This window comes from Neobacillus paridis (assembly GCF_016765675.1).
Taxonomy (GTDB): domain Bacteria; phylum Bacillota; class Bacilli; order Bacillales; family Cytobacillaceae; genus Neobacillus; species Neobacillus paridis.
Genome location: NZ_JAESWB010000181.1, coordinates 148,666 through 171,256, shown reverse-complemented (window position 1 = coordinate 171,256; position 22,591 = coordinate 148,666). Strand labels below are relative to the sequence as shown.

15 protein-coding genes are annotated in these 22,591 nt (G+C 43.6%); 6 read left to right on the top strand and 9 right to left on the bottom strand.

Translation table 11 applies throughout. From position 1 onward, the window contains the following. The first annotated feature begins 6 nt into the window (after positions 1 to 6). Complete coding sequence (locus tag JK635_RS13820; RefSeq protein ID WP_202654654.1) at positions 7 to 1,572, top strand: YfcC family protein; 1,566 nt, start codon at positions 7 to 9, stop codon at positions 1,570 to 1,572. A 227-nt stretch (positions 1,573 to 1,799) separates the two neighbouring features. Here the strand turns inward: JK635_RS13820 and JK635_RS13815 are convergent, their stop codons facing one another. From JK635_RS13815 to JK635_RS13795, 5 genes are all read right to left on the bottom strand, one after another. Continuing rightward, complete coding sequence (locus tag JK635_RS13815; RefSeq protein WP_202654547.1) at positions 1,800 to 3,002, bottom strand: MFS transporter; 1,203 nt, start codon at positions 3,000 to 3,002, stop codon at positions 1,800 to 1,802. Positions 3,003 to 3,025: 23 nt separating this feature from the next. Beyond that, a complete protein-coding gene (locus tag JK635_RS13810) occupies positions 3,026 to 3,607 on the bottom strand; it encodes a TetR/AcrR family transcriptional regulator (protein ID WP_202654546.1) in 582 nt (193 codons plus the stop codon). 520 nt (positions 3,608 to 4,127) lie between these two features. Further along, positions 4,128 to 5,417, bottom strand: coding sequence for a globin-coupled sensor protein (locus JK635_RS13805; RefSeq protein WP_202654545.1), 1,290 nt, complete (start codon positions 5,415 to 5,417; stop codon positions 4,128 to 4,130). A 620-nt stretch (positions 5,418 to 6,037) separates the two neighbouring features. Continuing rightward, positions 6,038 to 7,525, bottom strand: coding sequence for a class I adenylate-forming enzyme family protein (locus JK635_RS13800; RefSeq protein WP_202654544.1), 1,488 nt, complete (start codon positions 7,523 to 7,525; stop codon positions 6,038 to 6,040). Continuing rightward, entirely contained in the window at positions 7,525 to 7,914 is a 390-nt protein-coding gene (locus JK635_RS13795; protein ID WP_202654543.1) for a MerR family DNA-binding protein, read from the bottom strand. The genes JK635_RS13800 and JK635_RS13795 overlap by 1 nt, the downstream gene beginning before the upstream one ends. A 94-nt stretch (positions 7,915 to 8,008) precedes the next feature. On the opposite strand from JK635_RS13795, the gene JK635_RS13790 reads away from it, so the two are divergent. Both JK635_RS13790 and JK635_RS13785 read left to right on the top strand, forming a co-directional pair. Then, complete coding sequence (locus tag JK635_RS13790) at positions 8,009 to 9,613, top strand: acyl-CoA dehydrogenase family protein (protein WP_202654542.1); 1,605 nt, start codon at positions 8,009 to 8,011, stop codon at positions 9,611 to 9,613. Between the two features lie 146 nt (positions 9,614 to 9,759). After that, a complete protein-coding gene (locus JK635_RS13785; RefSeq protein WP_202654541.1) occupies positions 9,760 to 9,933 on the top strand; it encodes a hypothetical protein in 174 nt (57 codons plus the stop codon). A 121-nt stretch (positions 9,934 to 10,054) separates the two neighbouring features. Here JK635_RS13785 and nspC read toward each other — a convergent pair whose 3' ends face one another. The 3 genes from nspC to JK635_RS13770 all read right to left on the bottom strand — a co-directional run bounded on the left by nspC (position 10,055) and on the right by JK635_RS13770 (position 15,122). Beyond that, positions 10,055 to 11,182, bottom strand: coding sequence for a carboxynorspermidine decarboxylase (gene nspC, locus JK635_RS13780; protein ID WP_202654540.1), 1,128 nt, complete (start codon positions 11,180 to 11,182; stop codon positions 10,055 to 10,057). Between the two features lie 3 nt (positions 11,183 to 11,185). Further along, positions 11,186 to 12,385 carry a saccharopine dehydrogenase family protein gene (locus JK635_RS13775; protein WP_202654539.1) on the bottom strand — a complete coding sequence of 400 codons (1,200 nt, stop codon included), beginning with the start codon at positions 12,383 to 12,385 and terminating at the stop codon, positions 11,186 to 11,188. Positions 12,386 to 12,890: 505 nt separating this feature from the next. Next, positions 12,891 to 15,122, bottom strand: coding sequence for a sensor domain-containing protein (locus tag JK635_RS13770; protein WP_202654538.1), 2,232 nt, complete (start codon positions 15,120 to 15,122; stop codon positions 12,891 to 12,893). A gap of 225 nt (positions 15,123 to 15,347) precedes the next feature. Here JK635_RS13770 and secA2 point away from each other — a divergent pair, with 225 nt between their 5' ends. Together secA2 and JK635_RS13760 are read left to right on the top strand one after the other, a co-directional pair. Continuing rightward, on the top strand, positions 15,348 to 17,783 hold the full coding sequence (secA2, locus tag JK635_RS13765; protein WP_202654537.1) for an accessory Sec system translocase SecA2: 2,436 nt from the start codon (positions 15,348 to 15,350) through the stop codon (positions 17,781 to 17,783). Beyond that, positions 17,784 to 18,656 (top strand): accessory Sec system S-layer assembly protein, encoded by an 873-nt coding sequence (locus JK635_RS13760; protein ID WP_202654536.1) that lies wholly within the window; start codon positions 17,784 to 17,786, stop codon positions 18,654 to 18,656. A 167-nt stretch (positions 18,657 to 18,823) separates the two neighbouring features. On the opposite strand, the gene JK635_RS13755 is transcribed toward JK635_RS13760, so the two are convergent. Next, positions 18,824 to 19,231: a hypothetical protein gene (locus tag JK635_RS13755; protein WP_202654535.1), complete on the bottom strand. Its 408-nt coding sequence runs from the start codon at positions 19,229 to 19,231 to the stop codon at positions 18,824 to 18,826. A 542-nt stretch (positions 19,232 to 19,773) separates the two neighbouring features. On the opposite strand from JK635_RS13755, the gene JK635_RS13750 reads away from it, so the two are divergent. Next, positions 19,774 to 22,452: an Ig-like domain-containing protein gene (locus JK635_RS13750; protein WP_202654534.1), complete on the top strand. Its 2,679-nt coding sequence runs from the start codon at positions 19,774 to 19,776 to the stop codon at positions 22,450 to 22,452. Positions 22,453 to 22,591 lie beyond the last annotated feature (139 nt).

The following is a 22,591-nucleotide window of genomic DNA, read 5'->3' as shown; positions in this document are numbered from 1 at the left end:
GACTTTATGAACAATGTAGATTCCAGCACAGAAAAGCGTCCAAAAAAGAAGTTTAAATTAAGAATGCCCGGAGCATTTGTCATCCTGTTTTTCTTAACAATTGTTGCTGTAATCGCGACATGGGCGATTCCAGCAGGGTCTTATTCCAAGTTATTTTATGATCCATCTAGTTCTAAATTGACAATTACTGATCCTAATGGAGATGTCAAAAGCCTCCCTAGTACGCAAGCAGAGCTTGACAAACTTGGTGTTAAGATTAACATCAAACAGTTTACTTCGGGAGCAATAACGAAACCAGTCTCTGTTCCAAACACCTATCAAAGATTAGAACAAAAGCCTGCAGGCCCTGGAGCGATAACAGACAGTATGGTTCGCGGGACAATTGAAGCTGTTGATGTTATGGTATTTATTTTTGTTTTAGGCGGCTTGATCGGTGTTGTCAAGGCGAGTGGTTCGTTTGAATCCGGTCTTATAGCTTTGACGAAAAAAACGAAGGGACATGAGTTTCTCTTAATATTCTTCGTCTCTATTTTAATGGTTATAGGTGGAACTTTATGCGGTATCGAGGAAGAAGCCGTAGCATTTTATCCGATTTTAGTTCCTGTGTTTTTAGCGATGGGCTATGATTCCATCGTTTGTGTAGGTGCCATATTCTTAGCAAGTTCTGTTGGTACCGCATTTTCTACAATTAATCCTTTTTCCGTGGTCATTGCATCGAATGCTGCGGGTATAAATTTCACTGAAGGTCTTACTTGGCGAATTGCTGGGTTAGTTGTCGCAACGATTTTTGTAGTCCTTTATTTACGTTGGTATTCTAAAAAAGTGAAAGCGAATCCTACGTTCTCTTATTCTTATGAAGACCGTGATGAATTCAATAAAATGTGGTCTGTAGCATCTTCTGAAGGCAACCAAGATTCTGCGTTTACAGGGCGTAAAAAATTGATTTTAACATTGTTTGTCGCAGGATTCCCGCTTATGGTATGGGGCGTTATGGCTGCGGGCTGGTGGTTTCCTACCATGGCTGCTTCATTCTTAGTATTTGCTATTATCATTATGTTCTTAACGGCTACAGGGAAAAACGGTATAGGCGAGAAAGGTGTAGTCGATGCGTTTGTCAATGGTGCATCGAGTTTAGTGGGTGTTTCCTTAATTATTGGTCTTGCTCGAGGGATTAATCTCGTGATGAATGAAGGTTTGATTTCTGATACGATCCTTCAATTTTCATCCTCTCTTGTTTCGCATGTAAGTGGGCCAATTTTTATTCTGGTTATGTTAATGATCTTCTTTGTTCTTGGATTTATTGTTCCGTCGTCTTCTGGATTAGCTGTTCTTTCGATGCCGATCCTTGCTCCTTTAGCTGACACGGTGGGGATCCCGCGGTTTGTGGTTGTTACTGCTTATCAATTTGGACAGTATGCTATGCTCTTCTTGGCACCGACTGGATTAGTAATGGCAACTTTACAAATGTTGAATATGAGGTATTCTCATTGGTTTAGATTCGTTTGGCCAGTTGTCCTTTTTGTTCTAGTTTTTGGTGGAGGAATGCTGGTATTGCAAGTGCTGATTTACTAGAATTGAAAGCTTCCTTATTCTCTCTAAGCTTTTAGTCTGGACTTGGCATATTCTGCAAAAATACGTCAGTGTTTCTAAAAATGTAGTCGTTGTCACATTAGTTGTCGGAAATAAAGCCTGGTCAAAGCAACATAAAATGTGATCGTCGTAAAATAAGCGAAGGGGCAGCTCCCGTTATGATCAGCGGGAGCTACCCCTCTTTTTAGCAGACAGCCAGATATCTGTGATTATTCCGCCAAGCTCTCTGATAATAGTTTTTCCTTCCACATAACCGTAATACTGAGACCAACGGCCAGAACGACAGCGGCAAAAAGATAAGGATAGTGGATATTGATGTCAAACAAGATCCCGCCCAATGCCGGGCCGACGATATTGCCTAAGCTCGTGTAGGTTGAGTTCATGCCGGCGACAAATCCTTGTTCTTTTCCGGCGGCTTTCGATAGAATGGTCGTCAATGCCGGCCGCATCAAATCAAAGGCGAGGAAAATAAAGCTTGTTACCGCCAGCACAGTCCAAAAACCTGAGATCACAGTGGATACAACCGCCAAAATGACCCCTATAACTAAGCAAATTTGGATCAGCTTCTTTTCACCAAGCAGGTCGACCATTTGCCCAAACATAAACACCTGCACGACCACCCCGAAGATCGAGCTGATCGTCACAATAGCAGCGATATCTTTAGGGGTAAAGCCGAACTTTTCGGCGGAAAACAGGCTAAAAATAGTTTCATAGGATGATAGCCCAATCGCCAGCACAAAGACAATCATAAACGCAATAAGGTAAAGCGGGTGAAGGGACCGTTTGATATCCTTCAAAAAATTGGTTTGTTTTGCGGTCGCCGAAATTTCCGCAAGCTGCTCTTTTGTCAGCGGCTCTTTCAAAATAAAGATCGATAAGAAACAGGCGAAAAAGGCAATCACCGCCGCAAAGAAGAAGGGCACGCGCACCCCGTATTCCGCGATAAACCCGCCGATACCAGGCCCGATAATAAAGCCGGTGCTAATGGCAGCTGAAAGATAGCCCATTGCTTTCGGCCGTTCGTGAAGGGAGGTAATATCCGCCACATAGGCAGTTACCCCCGGCATAATAAAGGCAGCGCTAAACCCTCCAACTACCCTTGAAAAATAAAGCACCCACACAGTATTACCTAAACCAAAGAGAAGCTCTGAAGCTCCAAAAAGAAATAAGCCGATCAGGATCATCATTTTTCTGCCGTAACGGTCAACCCAGCGACCCGCGAGCGGCGATATCAGCAGCTGTGCCACAGAAAAGACGGCAACGAGATAGCCCATGGTGCTCCCTGACAAATGCATAATATTCATAAACGACGGCATCACCGGGACAATCAGGCCAATCCCTAGAAAGGCAATGAATATATTGCTTAGAAGAATGATAAAAACCATCTTTTGTTCTTTTATTGTCTTTTTCATACAACACCTCTTTTGTGTAAAAATTAACGCTGGGAAATGCCCCGCCAAAAAACGGCCCAAGAAGCTTCTAATTTTTCCGTCAGCCGGTTCTCGTCATTACCGTAGACAAGCTCCAGCATAATCGAATCGACTACGCCGAGGAAGGCATAAGTCAGGGTTCTTGCCGTATCTCCGACTACTGCTCCGGCATCGAGCCAATCTTGAAATTTACTCTCCAGGACTGCCTGCACCTGCTCTTCGATATCGAGGACTTCTTTCTCAATTTCTTCCTCCAGATGTGCCGGCGGAAAAAAAGTCATCCGCAGCCAAAACTTCAACTGCTCATTTCGTTGAAAAAGATGAATAATTAATTGGAGAAATCCATATAAATCTGTTTCCGGATGTTGTGCATCAACATTACCAAAATATTGGAGCTTGGTAGACAGTTCCGTCTCCTTGGCATCACGCAAAACCTGCAGAAAAAGATCATCCTTACCCTTAAAATGGGCGTAAATCGATTGCTTTTTCATCCCGACTTCCTCAGCGATTTGCGCAAGGGATGCTCCCTCATAGCCATGCAATGTGAAATATTTTAGTGCAGCTTCTTTAATTTCATCACTTTTCAATCATAACACCTCAAATTTAACGAACGTTCGTCAGTTATTGTAGCAAAAATAGTGAGTAATGGCAAATTTTTAGTATGGGAAATTAAGTAGCTGTTTGAAAGTGGAGGGGATCCACTAATTAAGGTAAGCTATCCGCCAAATGGGGCAGGCTACCGCCAATAGGAGTAGGGTTCTCGCCAATTGAAGCTGGCCACGCGCCAATAGGAGAAGAGCTATCGCCAATAGAGAAGCGACAAACGCCAATAGGAGCATGTCTCCCGCCAATTGAACGTGTCCACTGTTTAGACTAACCTCCAATGAAGGACATTTAAGTGGTCTTTAAAGGTAGAAATGTCCTTCATAGCAAGGATGAAGGACACTTAACTGGTTTTCAAAGGCAGCAATATCTTTTTTTATTACTCGCTAGGTATCACAAAAGTAAAAAAGACAAATCTTGATCCTAACTAATAATTACATGGTCTGAACGATTTAAGCTAACCCTTTTCTGCACTCAAATTTCACATATCATGCTGTATGAGCCTTATAAGTCATGAACGATTTGCGCTAAGCTGCTTGTTGTTTCGGAAAGTTGGCTTATGGCCTGATTGATTTCGCCAAAATAGTAAGCAAATGATTCCAGCTCGGTTTCGATATCTTTGCTTTGTGTCTTGCTGCCCTCCACCTCGTCGACAATTTTGGTAAAGAATGATGCGATGTCGTTCATTTTTTTGGAGCCGGCTTGAATTAAATTATTTACCTGGACAATCATGGTGGTTAATTTTTCAACCTGAGTATGATTTTTGTGAATTAATTCGTTCACATCGGTAACAGAAGCTTTCGTTCGCTCTGCCAATTTTTTCACCTCATTGGCAACGACCGCGAATCCTCTCCCTTGGTCGCCGGCTCTGGCTGATTCGATGGCAGCATTTAAGGCCAATAGGTTGGTTTGGTCGGCAATTTTCTTGACAATCTGGACGATTTCAGTGATTTTTTGAGAATTTTCCTGCAAAATCTTAATTTCATCAGTAATCGCATTGGTATTGACTAAAATATTGGTCATGGCTATTTGTTGGTCATCAATTTCTGTTTTCCCTTGGACCGACTTTTCTTGAACTTGATTTGCCGATGATACCCCTGATGTCGCCAGCTTCACCAAATGAGTCGTCTTTTCGGTTAAAGAAGCTACCGAGGCGTTCGTATGCTGAACAAAAGAAGATAAGTTTTCAACAGTTGTTAATACCCGTTCCCGGATTTGTTTCTTCTCTTGTTCTTCCCGCTTCATTCGTTCCATCTCTTCTTGATAAGCTTCCAACACCAGCTGCTGCTCAAGGTTAAGTAGTTTGGATACAACATTGATGGCCTCCATCAGTTCATCTTTGTCTTCAATATTTTGCTGCAATATTTCTGCAAAGGATTGAAACAGACTTTGAAAAGCTGCCATGTACCATTTTGTATGCAGCCCGATCACGAGGTGGATATGAGCAATCCGATTTCGCCGGGTAACAAATTTTCTATCAATGACCCCCGAAAATAGTTCGTAAAGATGCTTTTTCAGCGTTCCTTTCAGGCGATCAACCGTACTATTTTTCCAAATAATCTGCTCTAAAGATTTTTCCTTTTGAATTTGCGTGTAATACTCGCTGACAATCATTTCCATGTGTTGTTCGAAAAATGGCTGAATGACTTTGGCAATGGCTAAATCCCGCTTGCTTAATTGAATGATCATTAATTGATTCGGAAGGTCTTTAAATCCATCTACATCTAGTACAACTTCTTTTTTCACCAGCTCAAGATCTTCGAAAACCTTTGAAGCTTGTTTAGTATGATTCATTGTCGGCATGCCCCCTATGGTATTCTGCCAAATCCCTAATCTTTTTTAAAATAAGATAACAAATTAATATTATCTGACAGAAACGCCCTTATCAAACTGATTTAGTTAATTTCAAAAAATTGTCACTTTTTTGTGTGCAATGATGAAAAAAGCCTTTCTCGCTGTTAAGCAGGGACCCTTCATCATAGCAGGGCTGATCGACATACCTAAGCAAGACAATCATGACTTGTCGTTTACCCAAAAGGCGAAGAGGAAGGTGCCTGACACCATTTGGATTGCCTCTTTTGTATGATTAGGTTTAATAGAGTCGGCCTGACCTCGAACTCATGCGGCTGAAAGTTTCATAGTTCCGGTCGCTTAGAAGCAGTCTAGGTGCCCGAACAGTGGATATAATCAAAGTTTTGGTCAAGTAGAAGCAGTCTAGGTGCCTGAACAGTAGAAATAATCATAGTTTCGGATAAGTAGAGGGCATAATGTGGAATTTTCCCCGGTATTAAAAACCAACAAAATGAAGAGGCTAGATCCCAAAAGCTCATTTTTCAATTTCCTTTTGGGATATATCCTCCGACATAAACTCTTATTTGGCGGCTCTTTTCTAAGCAGGTGCAGGATGGCAAAGATTAGTTCAGTTGTTTTACCTGCTGCTTTAAGATTTTTCCACTGGCGTTCCGCGGCAGTTCCTCGACGAACGAATACAGCCGTGGACACTTATAATCGGCTAAATAGGCGCTGACAAAGGCGCGCAGTTCCGCTTCTGTCACCGTACCTTTAGTAACAACAACCGCTTTGACAGTTTCGCCCCATTCCGGATGAGGGATCCCGACCACACACGATTCAGAGACAGCCTCATGTTTCGCTAATACTTCCTCGATTTCCCGCGGATAAATATTGACCCCGCCGGAAATAATCACATCCTTTTTGCGGTCGACAATGTAGACATAGCCGTCCTCGTCCCTGTAAGCAATATCTCCGGTATACAGCCAGCCGCCCTTGATCGCCGCCGCCGTTTCCTCTGGCTTTTGATAATATTCAAGCATCAAACTGTCGCCCGCTAAAATAATCTCCCCATATTCGTTTGCAGCTGTCTCGCTGTCGTCCGGACGAACCACCTTCAGCTCCATATTGACGGTTGGATACTTGCCGATGCTTCCTGATTTTGTAAGATGTTCATGGGGATACAGGAGTGTGCCGTTCGGACCGGCCTCCGTTAAACCATATACCTGATAAAAATTGTCATTTTTAAAAGCCTTCTTGACCCGCTCGTAGGAAGCCAGTGCCAGCGGGCCGCCACCGTAAGCAAACACACGCATGCTTGATAAGTCGTATTGGTCAATCTCCGGGTCTTGCGAAGAAAGCAAATAGGCAATCGGCGCCGCAAAGGAAAAGGTGGTTTTTTCCTGCTGAATCAGCTGTAAAAATGTCTTGGGTGCAAAATCGCCAATGACATGAGAACAGCCACAGTACAGGCCGCTCATGAAAAAGGTATTGATCGGTGCCGAATGCGACAGCGGCATAAGCGTCAGCATCCTATCTTGATTGGACAAACCAAAATTAACCGAAACAGCAGTGGCAACCGCCAAAATCCGTTCATGATTGAACACGGCCCCTTTGGGAGTGCCGGTTGTTCCGGAGGTAAATAAGATTTCGCAAACATCCCGAGAATCAATCGGCAAATCCAAATTATCCGCAGAAAAACTCGCGGCCAGCGCCGCCGCCTGTTGAATCGAGATAACATGGGGAAGCGGAAGCAGCTCCTTTGTTGCTTGGACATTTGCCTGCAATTCTTCCTCGTAAAAAATGCCGGCCGCATCAACCTCTTTCAGGATCGCCGCTAGTTCCGTGGGCGTCAGCCGGATGTTGAGCGGCATGGGAATCGCCCCAAGCTTCATTAATGAAAAAAAGGCATAAAAATAATGTTCGTTGTTCCGCGACATTACCGCCACCTTATCACCTTGGTGAACACCCTGGGCCTGCAGGAGCCTGGCGAGCTGATTGCAGGTGTTATTCATCTCGGCGTAGGTCAGGCGATTAGAAGCGGTGATAAAGGCCTCTTTTTCCGGGTATTTTCTTGCATTTCTCTCAAGTACTCCATGGACAGTTGTTCCCATTATTCCAACTCCTTTGAATGAAGATATCGTTCCTTATAGGAAAGGATTTCGTCACGTAAAATTTGCAGCTCAGAAATTTGTTCGTTGATTTCGTGCAGCTTGCGGTCCGCATATTCGATGATTCGCTTTTTCTCCTCCACTCCTTCTGGATTCGTTTCGTAAAGATCAATCATTTCTTTGATTTCCTGCAGGCTGAAGCCCAGCTTTTTTCCGCGGAGGATCATTTTCAGCCTTCTCCGTTCCTGGTTCGTATACTTGCGCTGCTTCGTTAAACTTTCACGTGTTTCCGAAGAAAGCATGCCAATCTCTTCATAGTAGCGAATCGTCCTTGAGCTGATATCAAACATCGCTGCCAGCTCGCTAATGGAAAAGAGATGCTCCTCTGACATTTCTATCACTCCTAGTTGACGTTAACGTAGACTTAACCTTATAATAATTCTGAATAGTCAAACTTGTCAATACAAACCAAAGGAGTGATCCCAATTGATTTCTCAAGATACAGCCGTTAGAGGACAAAATGCCTACAGTTTCGACGAATTCGTTGCCAAGCGCGAAGCCCTTGACTGGTATCAGGACGAACCGTTTTTGCAAAAAGTGGTGAAAAAATATACCGGTTCAGCCTATGGGGAGATTCATAAAAAACTATTGGCCTTTTCGCCAACTGTTTCATCCCGTTGGAGCACCTTAGCCGCCCAGGCGGCAAGGCCGGAGGTACGGCCTTATTTACTGCATTATGATGCCTTTAATCACAGGATTGATCGAATTGTTAGACCGGCGGAAACGCTGGAATTAGAAAAGGGCGTTTTTGGCGAAGGTTTGTTCTCCAGTCAGATGCCTGCTTGGGAAGGCTTTGTCAAACGGTTGCTGATTCATCAAATTGGCGAAGGCGGCGTCACCTGCCCGTTAACCTGTACCCATGGACTGATTGCCTTGTTGGAGGAGTTTCCCGATGAAGACCACCCCGAGCTGCAGGAAATCCTACTGCATACGAAGGAAGGGGTAAATGGCGAGTTTGCCATTGGGGCCCAGTTTATGTCGGAGATCCAAGGTGGCTCGGACTTACCGGCAAATGTTTTGGAAGCGGTTCCTGATGGAAAAAACTATCGTCTTTACGGCAATAAGTTTTTCTGTTCCGTAGCCCACGCTGATTATTCCGTTGTCACCGCGAAAATATCCGGGTCCGACAAGGTCTCGACGTTTATCGTACCGTCATGGCTGCCGGGTGATAAAGCAAAGGAAAAGAGAAATAATTATCAAATTAACCGGATTAAGTGGAAAATGGGGACAGCTGAAGTGCCAACGGGGGAAATTCAATATAACGGCGCCTTGGCTTATCCAATCGGACCAAAGGATAAAGGGATTGCCGTTGCCGTTGGGATCGTCCTCACGCTGTCACGGCTCGAAATCGGGATTGCCTGCGCCGGCTTTATGCTGCGGGCCGCACGTGAAGCAAAGCTTTATAGTGATTTCCGGACCGTTTTTGGCAAAAAAATCAAAGACTACCCGCTGGCCGCAAGCAAGTTAAAGCAAATAGAAAATGCCGCGGAGCGGACAACCGCAGGCGCCTTCAAAATATATGACCTGTTTTTACGATTGGAAAAGCCGCTGAATCCCGGTCTAAAATCGGACCGCCCGCTGGAAATGAGAAAGCAGCTGTTTAACCTGAGAGAGCTGATTTTGCTCCAGAAAATTTGTACGACCAAAGAAGGGGTCGAGGTCTTGCGCGAGGCCATCTCGGTGTTTGCCGGTCACGGCGTCATGGAGGAGTTTTCCTCACTGCCAAGGATCTTCCGCGATGTCGTCGTCAACGAACAATGGGAAGGCCCGCGGAATCTACTGTTAACGCAAATTTACCGCGATCTTAGCCGTGTCGCTGATTGGTACCCGCCCGCTGAGTTTGTCAGCAGTGTGCTGGAGGGAGCTTCTCAGGAGACGATTCAAAGCTTCTCTGTGCAGCTTGAGGAGCTGCTGCAACGGCCGGTCCTGGGTGAAGTATCGGATGCATCGATCGAAGCAGCATTGGATTGGGACGCTTTTTGCAGTGCCTTCTTTAAAGCCTATCAGGAAGTCGCATTAGCGGAAGTATAATGGGTAGGGGCGATTCCGTCGCGAACGAAGTTACAGCAGGAACCGCCCCTTATAAGTGGGCCAGAACCATTAGTGCAGGTCCCTATCTATTATGGTAACCGTTTTTGTGTTATACTGTAATCAATAGAGTGTGGAGTTTTAGTAAGATGGAGGAAATCTTAAACCAAATTTTAAGCGAAATGAAAGATTTAAAACAAGATATAGCCGTTTTAAAACAAGATATAACCGTTTTAAAACAGGATATAATCGTTTTAAAAGAAGGTCAAGAACGAATCGAAGCAAAAGTTGATAATCTTTCATCAGAACTGCACATGCATTAGTTCCGATGATGAAATTTCACATCCCCCGATCACTTAATCAAAATAGGGTACGAGAACCGTTGCGATTCTGTACCCTATTTGCTGTATTGCGAACCCATTAGAAAATTCTACAGACCTCTTTTTATGCTAATCTCATCTTAAAATCCTGATAGCCAAATTGGTGGATGATTTCGCAGTTGCCGTCTTTGTCCTGCACAGCGATGGCTGGTAAGGGCATGCCGTTGAAGGTGGTGTTTTTCACCATCGTGTAGATCGCCATATCGGCAAAAACTAAACGGTCGCCGCTCTTTAACGGCGCATCAAACGAGTAATCGCCGATGATATCGCCGGTTAGGCAGGTTTGCCCGCCAAGCCGATAGGTGTACGGCTTCTCGCCCGGTTCACTAGAGCCCAGCAGCGGCGGGCGGTAGGGCATTTCCAAGACATCCGGCATATGGCAGGAGGCTGACGTATCAAGGATGGCAATCTCGACTCCGTTTTGATGGGTATCAAGAACGGTGGTAATCAGATAGCCGGCATTGAGCGCGACCGCTTCGCCCGGCTCAAGATAGACCTCCAAGCCGTATTTCTGCTGCATTCGTTTAATACAGGCTTCCAGTCTAGGAATATCATAATCTTCTCTGGTAATGTGGTGGCCGCCGCCAAAGTTGATCCATTCCATTTGCCCGAGCCACTCACCAAACTTCTCCTCGACTGCATTCAACGTCGTTTCCAAATCGTCAGCGTTTTGCTGACAAAGGGTGTGGAAATGCAGCCCGGAAACACCGTCCAGCAGCTCGGGACGGAAATGCTCTCGCGTTACGCCAAAGCGTGAACCCGGTGAACACGGGTCATAGATAGCATGGCCGATTTGTGTCGAGCATTCCGGATTAATCCTCAAGCCGACTTTTTTCCCGGCTGCCAGCGCCTTATCCTTAAATTTTTCCAGCTGTGAAAAAGAATTAAAGATAATATGGTCGCAAAGCAAGATAATTTCATCGATTTCATCCTCACGATAGGCCGGGGCAAAGATGTGATTTTCTTTGCCCATTTCTTCACGGCCAAGGCGGGCTTCAAATAACCCGCTCGCGGTGGTGCCGTCTAAATACTTGCCGATCAATGGATACAACGTATACAGTGAAAAGGCTTTTTGCGCTAAGACAATCTTACATCCTGTCCGCTTGATGACCCCATTCAGGATTTCCAAGTTTTTTTCCAGAAGCGCTTTATCCACAACATAACAAGGTGTCGGTAATTCGTGAAACTTCATCTTTTAGTCCACAAGCTCTGGGTTGAAGCTTTCCTTCCATGGTAATCCCCACTTGTTTAAAGCGTCCATGAATGGGTCTGGATCAAACTCTTCGACATTGTACACACCTGGTTTATTCCATTTGCCGGTCAGGACCATCATTGCGCCGATCATCGCCGGAACACCGGTGGTATAGGACACCGCTTGGGAACCGACTTCGCGGTAGCACTCTTGGTGGTCACAAACATTGTAGACATAATACGTTTTCTCCTGGCCGTCTTTCTTGCCGCGGAAAATACAGCCGATGTTCGTTTTCCCTTTTGTGCGCGGTCCAAGCGAAGCTGGATCTGGTAACACTGCCTTTAAGAACTGTAGCGGAATAATTTGTTTCCCTTCAAATTCAATCGGTTCAATCGAGGTCATGCCGACATTTTCGAGACATTTCAAGTGGGTTAGATAGCTTTGACCAAAGGTCATGAAGAAACGGATCCGCTTGATGCCAGGAATGTTTTGCGCCAGCGATTCCAGCTCTTCGTGGTACATTAAATACATATCACGATCGCCGATTTCCGGGAAATTGTAGACGCGCTTGATTTCCATCGGCTTCGTTTCCACCCATTCGCCCTTTTCCCAGTAGCGGCCGTTGGCAGAAACCTCGCGGATATTGATTTCCGGGTTGAAGTTGGTAGCAAACGGATAGCCGTGGTCGCCGGCATTACAGTCAAGAATGTCGATATATTCAATTTCATCAAAATAATGTTTCAAGGCATAGGCGGAAAATACGCCGGTTACGCCAGGGTCAAAGCCTGAGCCAAGCAGGGCGGTAATCCCGGCTTCTTCAAAGCGCTGGCGGTAATCCCATTGCCATTTGTATTCAAATTTCGCCGTATCTTCCGGCTCATAGTTCGCTGTATCCATATAGTGGGTTTTCGTTGCCAGGCAGGCATCCATAATGGTTAGGTCTTGGTATGGCAAGGCCAGGTTCATGACGATATCCGGTTTAACCTGATTAATTAAGGCAATCAGCTCATCGACATTGTTGGCATCGACTTGGGCGGTGGTGATTTTGGTTTTACCGCCGTCAAGCTTTTCTTTTAAGGCATCACATTTCGACTTGGTCCGGCTGGCGATACAAATCTCTTCAAATACCTCACTGTTTTGGACACATTTGTGAATCGCGACAGAAGCTACCCCGCCACAGCCGATAATAAGCGCTTTTCCCATTTTTCAATTCCCCCCAATTAATTTTTTTCAACAAAAAAAGCAAGTGCCAGGCGCATAAACGCACAACACTTGCTTTGATATAATCAGCAATATTAAAAAGCAAAAAGATACCCATAGAAAAACCATGTGGATATTTTACCAATAAAGTCACCAGACTTATGGTAGAAAGCTCTTAAATATTCAAACTATATCAAATTAGGATCAGAGTCTATATAGCAAATAATTACTTTTACCACTCTTATTGACCGTTTCACAAGTTGATGTGCTTATGCACTGGTTGTAAAGTAACCAACTTATAAAATTTGAGCTTTTAACTCAATCAATAAGGCAACTAAAGTTGCCAATCGGCATTTGACCCGGCTGTCCGTTGCCTTAACTCCTTTTTCAGAAGTGGTCAAAAATTATCTGCTGGAAAGACTCGAAGATTTGAATATCAGCTTTCCAATTAACGCTATTTCATCGTATCAGCATCCAAAATAAATAGCAAGAGGAAATTTGAAAAAAATCACACGTCCGTATTGGTAATTTCTCCATATTGGTTAGCAATCCTCAAACAAGGTGCTGAGGAAAGAAATTTCTTCGCAAACTGCTCCTTCTCCATTGGTTTGCTAAAATAAAACCCTTGATACGCATCAAACCCTTTGTTGGCTAAAAAAGCAAATTGATGAGCGGTTTCAACGCCGACTGCGATGACCTCGATGTGGAGCTTTTGAATTAATTTCACCATTTCCAAGGCCACATTATGACTGCATTCGCCATTGTTAACAATATCATCAATCATATGATGATCGATTTTGATCACGTTGAACTGGTGTTTCACGACAAAATTTAACGCGGAGTATCCTGTGCCAAAGTGATCGAGGGCAAGAGAGATTCCCAGCTTTTTAATGCCATCCAACGATTTTTTAACCTGCTTCTCCTTATGGGAGAGGACGGCTTCATTGATTTCAAACTCCAGCCATTTGGCCTCCAGACCGGTTTCAGCAAGAATTTTTTTGACGTCTTTAAGAAAATGGCGACACATTAATTGCATCACGGAAATATTGACAGATACTTTCAACGGCGGATACCCTTGGTCCTGCCATGCCTTCATCTGCCTTGAAACGGTTTTTAAAATCCATTCCCCCAGCGGGATAATGAATCCCGATTCTTCGGCAAAATGAATGAATTCCAAATGGGTGATAAATCCCAGTTCGGGATGAGACCAGCGAATATACGCCTCAGCCCCGACCACTTCTTTACCGTCAGGCCCAATTTTCGGCTGATAGACCATAAAGAATTGCTCTTTTTCCAGGGCTTTAGTGAGGTCATTTTTCAGTAAAAATAATTTATAGCTGTCCCGGTCCATCGATTGCTGGTAAATTTGATAATGGTTTTTCCCGCTATGTTTCGCATGGTACATGGCGATATCAGCATGCTTGAGCAAGGTCTTGATATCTTCGCCAGCGTCGGGAAAAATACTAATCCCAATGCTGGAGGAGATATTTAATTCATATTCCCCGACGGTAAAGGGAATACAGAAGGATTGTACGAGCGCCTCAGCCACTCCCAAAAGATAGTTCTTATTGGGGATCGATTGGATGATGATCGAAAACTCGTCCCCGCCAAGGCGGCCGACAAAGGTATTACAATCGACAATACTGCTGAGGCGGTGGCCGACTTCCTTTAGTAAGCCGTCGCCAATTTCATGGCCGAGGGTATCATTAATATTTTTGAAGCCATCCAGGTCCAGGAATACGACGGCCATTTGCGTTTGTTTCATTTTGGCGGACTTTAGCGAATCTCTTAACTGGCTTTCGAAATGCCGACGGTTCGGCAGGCCGGTTAAATAATCATAGTTTGCCAGATGGTCAACGATATCCGAAGCTTCTTTTTGCTTGGTAAAATCTCTCAGGTTAAAGACAATCCCATGAATATAAGGATCGTCGAGATAGTTGTTAAAGGCTACGTCACACCAGCGGATGGATCTGTCTTTATGTTTAAATTTGAGCTGATGGCGAATCGATTGATTAGGATGCTCGGCAAGATGCTGCAGGATGTTTTTTCCCAGGCTGGCATCTTCAGAATGTAAATAATCGACGAAGTTTTTGCCGATGGTATCAAACGTGGAAAAGCCAAGGACACGTTCAAATGCCGGGTTGAGATAACTAATGCTGCCATCCTTGTCGATGATCCCGACAATATCGTACGAGTTTTTCGTTAACGCGCTTAATTGCTTATCCTTTTGGGCCAAGCGAAATTCCATTTCTTTTTTTTCCGTGATATCTTCTTTTAGCGCAAGAAATTGAAAGGGCTTTCCGATTTGGTCGAGCAGCGGAGTGATGATTAACCGAACCCAGATAATTTTTCCATCTTTTCTTCTGTTTTTGATGTCGCCGCGCCAAATCTTCCCCGCCTGAATCGTCTCCCACATCTCTTGGAAAAATTCCTTTGAATGATAGCCGGCGTTAAATATTTTTGTCGACTTTCCGAGCAATTCCTCAGGTGTATAGAGGGTCAGATCAAAAATATTCTGATTGCCGTACAAAATATTGCCATCGAGGTCTGTCAGGACAACGTTCATGGCCTGATCAACCGCATACACCGTTTTTTCGTTAATCAGGATTTTCTCGGGGTCATGGTCAGGAATGTGGTTCCACCTATTCCCGGTACAGTCCATTTCAGGATGCCCAACATCGGAATGGATGGCATTTGTCTGTTCTTCCTTGTGATCACCAATTGGATCGTTGTGGTCCATTGCTTGACGCCTCCATTAGCATACTGGTCTATTATAAGTATACAATAGTGTCAAGATAGGAAATTTACTAGATTATAGAAAAATTGTGACAAATTCGGGAACCGAAGCAACAGAGACTCCACTAATCTACCAGTTGGTAATATATCCAAGATAGAGTATTTCCCCATCGGTTGTGATATAATTCGACATAGATTCGTATTTTACTCGTTAGCGGGAGTTGGAGAAATGATTAACGGTTTAAAACAGCTGTTTAATGAAAGTACATATGATATCAGAAAGTTAAATAAATTAGTCGCTTTGGTCAATCAACAGGAAGCGAAGTACGAAGCATACAGTGATGAAGAGCTGCGCGGCATGACGGCGATTTTTAAAGAAAAGCTCGAGCAGGGAGCGAAATTGGATGATATTAAAGTAGAGGCGTTTGCCGTTGTCCGGGAAGCGGCCAAACGGGTGTTGGGACTGCGGCACTATGATGTCCAATTAATCGGCGGCTTTGTCCTGGCCGAGGGCTCGATCGCACAAATGAATACCGGCGAAGGAAAAACATTAGTGGCCACACTGCCCAGCTATCTTTACGCCTTAGAGGGCAAGGGTGTTCATATCATCACCGCCAATGAATACTTAGCGCGGCGAGACAAGGAAATGATGGGCCAAGTCCATGAATTCCTTGGCTTAACCGTCGGCTTGAATATCTCGCAAATCGAACCAGAGGAAAAACGGCAGGCGTATCAAGCAGATATTACATACGGAACGGGAACGGAATTTGGCTTTGATTATCTGCGCGATAATATGGTCATGGACATCGACGACAAAGTGCAAAGAGGGCTGCATTATGCGATTGTCGACGAAATTGACAGCATCCTCATCGATGAAGCAAGAACCCCGCTGATCATTGCCAATAAATCTTCCGAAGGGGCCGAGCTTTATAAAATTGTCGCATCGATCATGCGGGAATTCCAAAAAGATATTGATTATAAGGTGACAGAGCAGAAGGAAGCGTATTTAACCGACGAAGGTGCCTCCAAGATCGAAGCTGCCTTTGGCATTGCCAACCTCTATGAAGCTGAGCATCAAGTACTCGTTCAGGCGGTCACCCAAGCGTTACGGGCCCATGCGGTGATGAAGCGCGATGTCGATTATATTGTCAAAGACGGAAAAATTGAACTGATCGATCCGTATACCGGCCGGGTGATGGAAGGCCGCTCCTTCAGCGAAGGTCTCCATCAAGCCATTGAAGCCAAGGAACAAATTGAAATCACCCCGGAAAACGAAACGTTTGCGACGATTACTGTGCAGAACTACTTTATTATGTACAAAACATTATCGGGGATGACCGGCAGCGCGATGCCGTCGAAGAAGGAATTCAACGAAACGTATAACCTGAAAGTCGTCGAAATCCCGACCAATAAACCGGTACAGCGCATCGATCTTCCGGACTTACTGTTCACCAATTATGACGCCAAGGCGAAAAAAATTGTCGCTGAAGTGAAAAAAATGAACGATATCGGGCGCCCGGTATTAATTGGAACAACGTCGATCGAACAATCAGAAAGACTGTCGAAGTATTTAAAGAAGGCCAACATCGTGCACGAAATTTTAAATGCGAAAACCGAAGAGGACGAAGCCCGGCTGATTGCCACCGCCGGGCAACGGGGCCATGTGATGATTGCCACCAATATGGCCGGGCGCGGAACCGACATCCTGCTCGGGGAAGGCGTGGCCGAATTGGGCGGCCTCCATATCATCGGGACGGAACGGCATGACAGCAATCGCATCGATATGCAGCTGAGAGGCCGGGCCGGGCGCCAGGGGGACCCTGGTTCTTCCCAATTCATTATTTCGTTAGAGGATGACTTGTTCCTGCACTACGATGACGAGCAGCTGAAACGCTACCGGAAGAAGCTGACCGCCGATCCGGACGGGCTGGTACTCGCCCCCGATCCAATCAGTTTTGCCAAGAAAGTGCAGGAAACGGTGGATAGCCGCCACTATTCGGCGCGCAGCCATTTATTGAAGCTGGAAACCGTCATCGACCGCCAAAGTAAAGTGATTTACCAAATGCGCGATATCCTGCTGGAAAAAGAACCGCAGGAAATGGCTGAAGAAGCGTTGAAATATATGCAAGACTACTGGCAGCAAGTGGTCGAGAATTATTTTTCCAGCGGCAGCCTGCAAAACCCGGAGGCCTTGATGGAAGAGCTGTCGGAAATGTTCGGTGACTTAGATTGGGATGTGGAAGAGCTGGAGGATCTCGATAAAAAGGCTATCGAAAATCGGGTAGAAGCGGAAATTGCCCGTTTCGCTGCCTCGATCGAGCCTTTCAAAGCGGATCTGGAATTAGGCGAACAGTTAAAGCAGTTCATGCTGTTTGAAATGGACACCAACTGGGTGAAGCATTTGGATTACATGAATCAGATAAAAGAAGGAATCGGCTTACAAGGCTATGGCCAGGAGGACCCTTACCGCAAATTTGAGGTGGCAGGGTATGAGGCCTTTAAATACCTGCTATTCACGATTCAAGGCGAAACGAGCCGGCATTTAGTCAGCTTGATCGAGGACCGGCTTACCACCGGGGAAAATGAAGATACTAGTGGGTTTGACGTAGAAGAAGAAATCGGCGAGTTGAACGGAGAGCTCGAGGAATTGGAGAGGGTGGAGTAAATGGCATTATTCGAAAAAAAAGAAACCGACGCTGCGGCTAAGCAAAATACAAGTGCACAAATAGAAGAGACTGAGGCAGCAGACACAGTGGAAACAACGCTGCATTTCCCGGAGCAGTGGGACATCCCCGCGAAAGAACGCTATGTGTATCAATTTCACCATAGCAGGCTGCCTAAATTAAAAGCCAATCAGCTGTCGATCAGCGGCTATAAATTCGTCGAGGAGGACGGGAATATTGAAGTCGAAGCGTTTATTCGCAGCACCGTGGACCGGCCGGTGCAAATTGAAGCGGTAGATTTAATCTTATTCGATGAAACCGGACAGCCGGCAGCACGAAAACACGATGACTGGGACGAATTAGGGGAGCTGCCGCCATTCTCCTGCATCCCCTGGCGATTTACTTTTACAAAGGAAGACCGGCTCTCTGATGCGGCGGTAAATGACAAGTGGCAAGTCCTGTTCGAGCTGAAACAAAAGGCGGAGGAAACGCTCGATCTTGACCCGGCTTGGGAGGAACGATTGACCCCAGAGAAAAAGGCTCACTTCGAAAACCTGCTGACCAAGCTGCCTAAGTTAAGACCGAAAGAAGTCAATATTACCGGAGTAGAACTGACCTTCCTCGAGAATCAATCGCTTGAGGTCATTGTCCTGATTCGCAACGGCACCGAGCAGGAAGTGCAAATCAGCCAGCTGCCGTTAATAGTGGAGGATGCTACTGGTGAAATCGTCTGCCAAGGGCAATTTACACTCCCGCCGTTAAAAGTAAAACCAAAAGGGGCGAAACCGTGGGCCTTCGTCTACCCGGCAGAGTTGATTGGAAAACCGGATGCGGATTTCAGTAAGTGGAAAATACTCGTCAAACAAAATAAATAAGAAGCTAAAAAAATCGTTGATCAGGGATCAACGATTTTTTTTACACCATCGGCGTGCTGTTTGGCTGATTTTCTTTATACATAATGGTGCTTTGTTAAAAGCACGTATTTGTTCAGAAGATGAACAAGCGACACGGGCTGATCAGAATTGGAGAACATTCTGATTAGCTATGTAAAGTCGGGCCAATTCTGTTGATAAAGATCGCCTTCGATTTTCTCTAATGTACGATAGCGAAAAGGAATCAGTTCTTCATCCTTTTTCTTAATAAAACTTCTGGCCATTTCGAACGGGATTAAGTTATACGTCTCTTCACCTTCTGAAATCAAGTAGGAGCCGATGACATTTCCTCCGTTTTTCATATTGAGTGATAAGAACGCCGGGTAATAGGTCTCATCAGCCGCCATTAAAACAGCCTTAGCAGTGATTGTGCCGTCCTCCTCGACCTCAACGGCATCATTGCTGATGTTTTCCAATGTCTTAACAGCCCAACCGGGTCGTTTATAACCGCCAATGATCTTCGGAGGATTAGCGTTCAAGGCATCAAGAATGTCATTCGGATTGTTTGAGTTGTTCATTCAGCCATAAACCTCCATTTACTATACGCTGGGAAAGTGTTACAATTTCCCCTTTATTCTCCGCACAATTAGATTATCATATTCACTTTTTTAGTACAAACAATTTCAAGTTTCTTCAAATACGACAAAGAAAGCAAAAACACATAATTGAAAAATTTTACGCTCCAATTTGTGTACCTCACCGATAAACCATTGATATAACAGCCTTTTATTTAGCCAAAAAAAATTAAAAACTCTAATTTTTACAATTTTGTAACATATTAAACTAGAAAAGGGTGGACTTTTTGGGAAAATTGTAGTTATAATGGTATGTATTACCACAGTAATTTCAGCCCAAAATATACTAAAAAGGCTGGATTTTACTAGTGTTTTGTATTATTATAGTTTCAGAGGTTAGACTTGGCAATTGGCCCAAGTTTCTCTATCTAGTGAAGAATTTTCATTAGACTAACCTTGTTAAGTTTATTAGGCGTTGGTTGTATTGGACAGACCGATACTTCTAATGAACTAATTTTTATAAGAAGAAGGGAGAAAAAAAGGTAATGAAAAAGAAAGCTATTAAAATTGCAACAGCTTCTGTCGTTGCAGCGTCTTCATTTGCGGCTGTAGCACCTTTCTCAACTGAAGCCGCATCAAGCGTGCCGTCGACTGTTGCAAAAGCTGTAAAATCAATGAAAGCTGCCAAGACTGCTTACAAGTCACTAGGTGATAAAGGTAAAGTAGCATCTGTAGCTTCTGTTCAAAAAGCAGTAAACCAAGCTAAAGCTGACTACAGCAAGGCTAAAGCAGCCCTTGCCAAGTACAAAGGAAAAGATAAATCAAAATTAAACAAGCAGTTAATGGCTGCAATGAAAGACTATCACAACGCTACGGACTACATAAAAGCAGTTAATTATGCTTCTGGTCTTAAAAAGCAAGCTGATTCATTTGCTGCTGCTGCAAAAGCTGGCAAATCAATCAACGCTAGCGACTATGCTAAATTCAAAGCTGAATTAGCAAAAGCTACGAAAAAAGTAATGGATCAAATCGTAGGTCTAGCGGACAAAGCTGTTGTCAAAGCCTACATCACTCCAGCATTAGCAGCTCAAAAAACAGTTGATAGCTACTTAGCAACAGCTAAATCTGTTGACGAAGTAAAAGCTATTGAAGTTAACGAAGGCACAAAATTAGAAGATGTAAATCTTCCAAAAGTAGTAACTGTTACGCTTAACAGCGGCAAGAAAGTTGAAAAAGAAGTTAAGTGGGACACTAAAGATTTAGAAGCTAACCTTAACAAACCAGGCGAATACACTGTAAAAGGTGAAGTAACTGGTACTAAACTGGAAGCTTCTGTAAAAGTAACTGTTAAAGCGGTTGCTCCTGCGGTTGAAAATGTAAGTGCGATTAACGCTAAAAAAATCGAAGTTAAATTTAACAAGGAAGTTAACAAAACTACAGCTGAAACCCCTACAACTTACAATTTTGTAGGTTTAACAGCTGGTACTACTTGGACACCAGTTTTACAAGCTGATGGAAAAACAGTTGTACTAACTTTAAATAACGCTATTGCTAACGATACAACTTTCGTTGCTATCGTTAACGAAGTAGAAACAAAAGCTGATTCTACTAAGAAAACAGAGAAATTCACTAAAACTATTACTTTCAGTGATACAACTAAGCCAACATTTACTGGCGTAACTTATCCAGAAGCTGGAACTGCTGTTCTTAACTTCTCAGAAGATTTAAGCACAAAGGGTACTGTTGCAGTTTATGATGGGAATACAGACGTAACTGGCTCTTTAACAATTACTCATAATGCTAACTCAAACCAAGTTTCTATCGCTGGTTTAACTACTGATAAAGAATACCGAGTAGTAGTTGTAGGTGCAAAAGACCAATCATCAAACTTAATTCCTTCTCCAGTAGAAGTTTTTGTTAAATCTACTGTTAGTGAACAAATAAAACCTGTAATTGAATCAGTAACTACTGTGGATTTAGATACAATTAAAGTTAAATTCAGTGAAAAATTAAAAACAATTGGTACTGGTGTTTATGCAAACCTTTCAATTGACAATACGCCAGTTGCTGGTACAACTCAAACATTTGATTCTGAAACAAATACTTTAACAATTACTAAAGCTGGATTAACAACTGCAGGAGTTCATTCAGTATCAATCAGTGGTTATAAAGATTTATCAAATAACGCTGGAGATACTTTAACAAAAGCAGTTTCATTTGCAGCTAGTGCCCCAGTATTAGAAAAAACTGAAGTTGTTTCAGATGCTACAGACACATATGTTGTACTAACATTTAACGAAGCTCCAAACCTTGCAGCAGTTCAAGGTGTAGATATTACTGGAACGTACACTACTCCTGAAAATATTTTAAAAACTTTTGCTACTGCAGATTTAACAGAAGCAACTGATATTTCCGTATCAGGAAAGACTATGAAGATTAAAGTAACTGGAAAAGCTGCTGGTAACTATAAATTAACTATCCCTGCTGCAGGTATTTCTGATGGAACTACAGCTAGAACTGAGAATTTAGATATCACATTTACATTAACAAGCTCTTCTGACACTACAAAACCAACTGTTAGCAACGTATATATTCCTGGTGAAAATGCTACTGCAGTTGGTGGTCCAGCTACAGTTGAAAGAAATACTGTATATGTGAAATATTCTAAATCAATGAATTCAACTGCAGTTAATCCAGATAACTATACTATTGACGGTCAAAAAGTATTTGATTCAGCAGTATTCTTTGGAGACAAAACTTTAGTAAAACTTACTCTTAAAGAGGGAGTTCTTGCTCTTAGCGGAGACCGTTCATTCCAAATTTCAACTGCTGTAACTGGAGAAAATGGTGTTGCAATTAATACTTATAGCTCAACTGAGCCACTTGTAGAAAATGTAAAACCAGTTCTAAGTTCTGGGGTTGTAATTGACGGAACGACAGTTGAACTAACATTCACTGAAGCTGTGGCGGATGCTAACTTATTAGCTACAGGTGCAGGTAATGACTTTGAAGTATATATTGATGGTGCTAAGAGCACTGTTGCTAATGTTGTTACAGGAGCTACAGCAAATGACAACAAACTTCAATTACAATTAAGCTCAGCTATTACTGCTCAACAATTAGCAAGCAGCACTATCACAGTGAAAGTATTAGATACTACTGATGGTGCAGATGCTAACGGTAACCCTCTAACAAAAGGTACAGTAATTACTGTTGCTAAGTAATAAGAGTAGGTGCCTGTTACATCTCGAAATATTTCAAAAAGCTCTGCGGAGAGAAATCTCTGCGGGGCTTTTCTTTTTAGATATAGTAACCGAATCAAATAGAAAAATAAGGATATATTATTATAGGTTCTATGTCAAT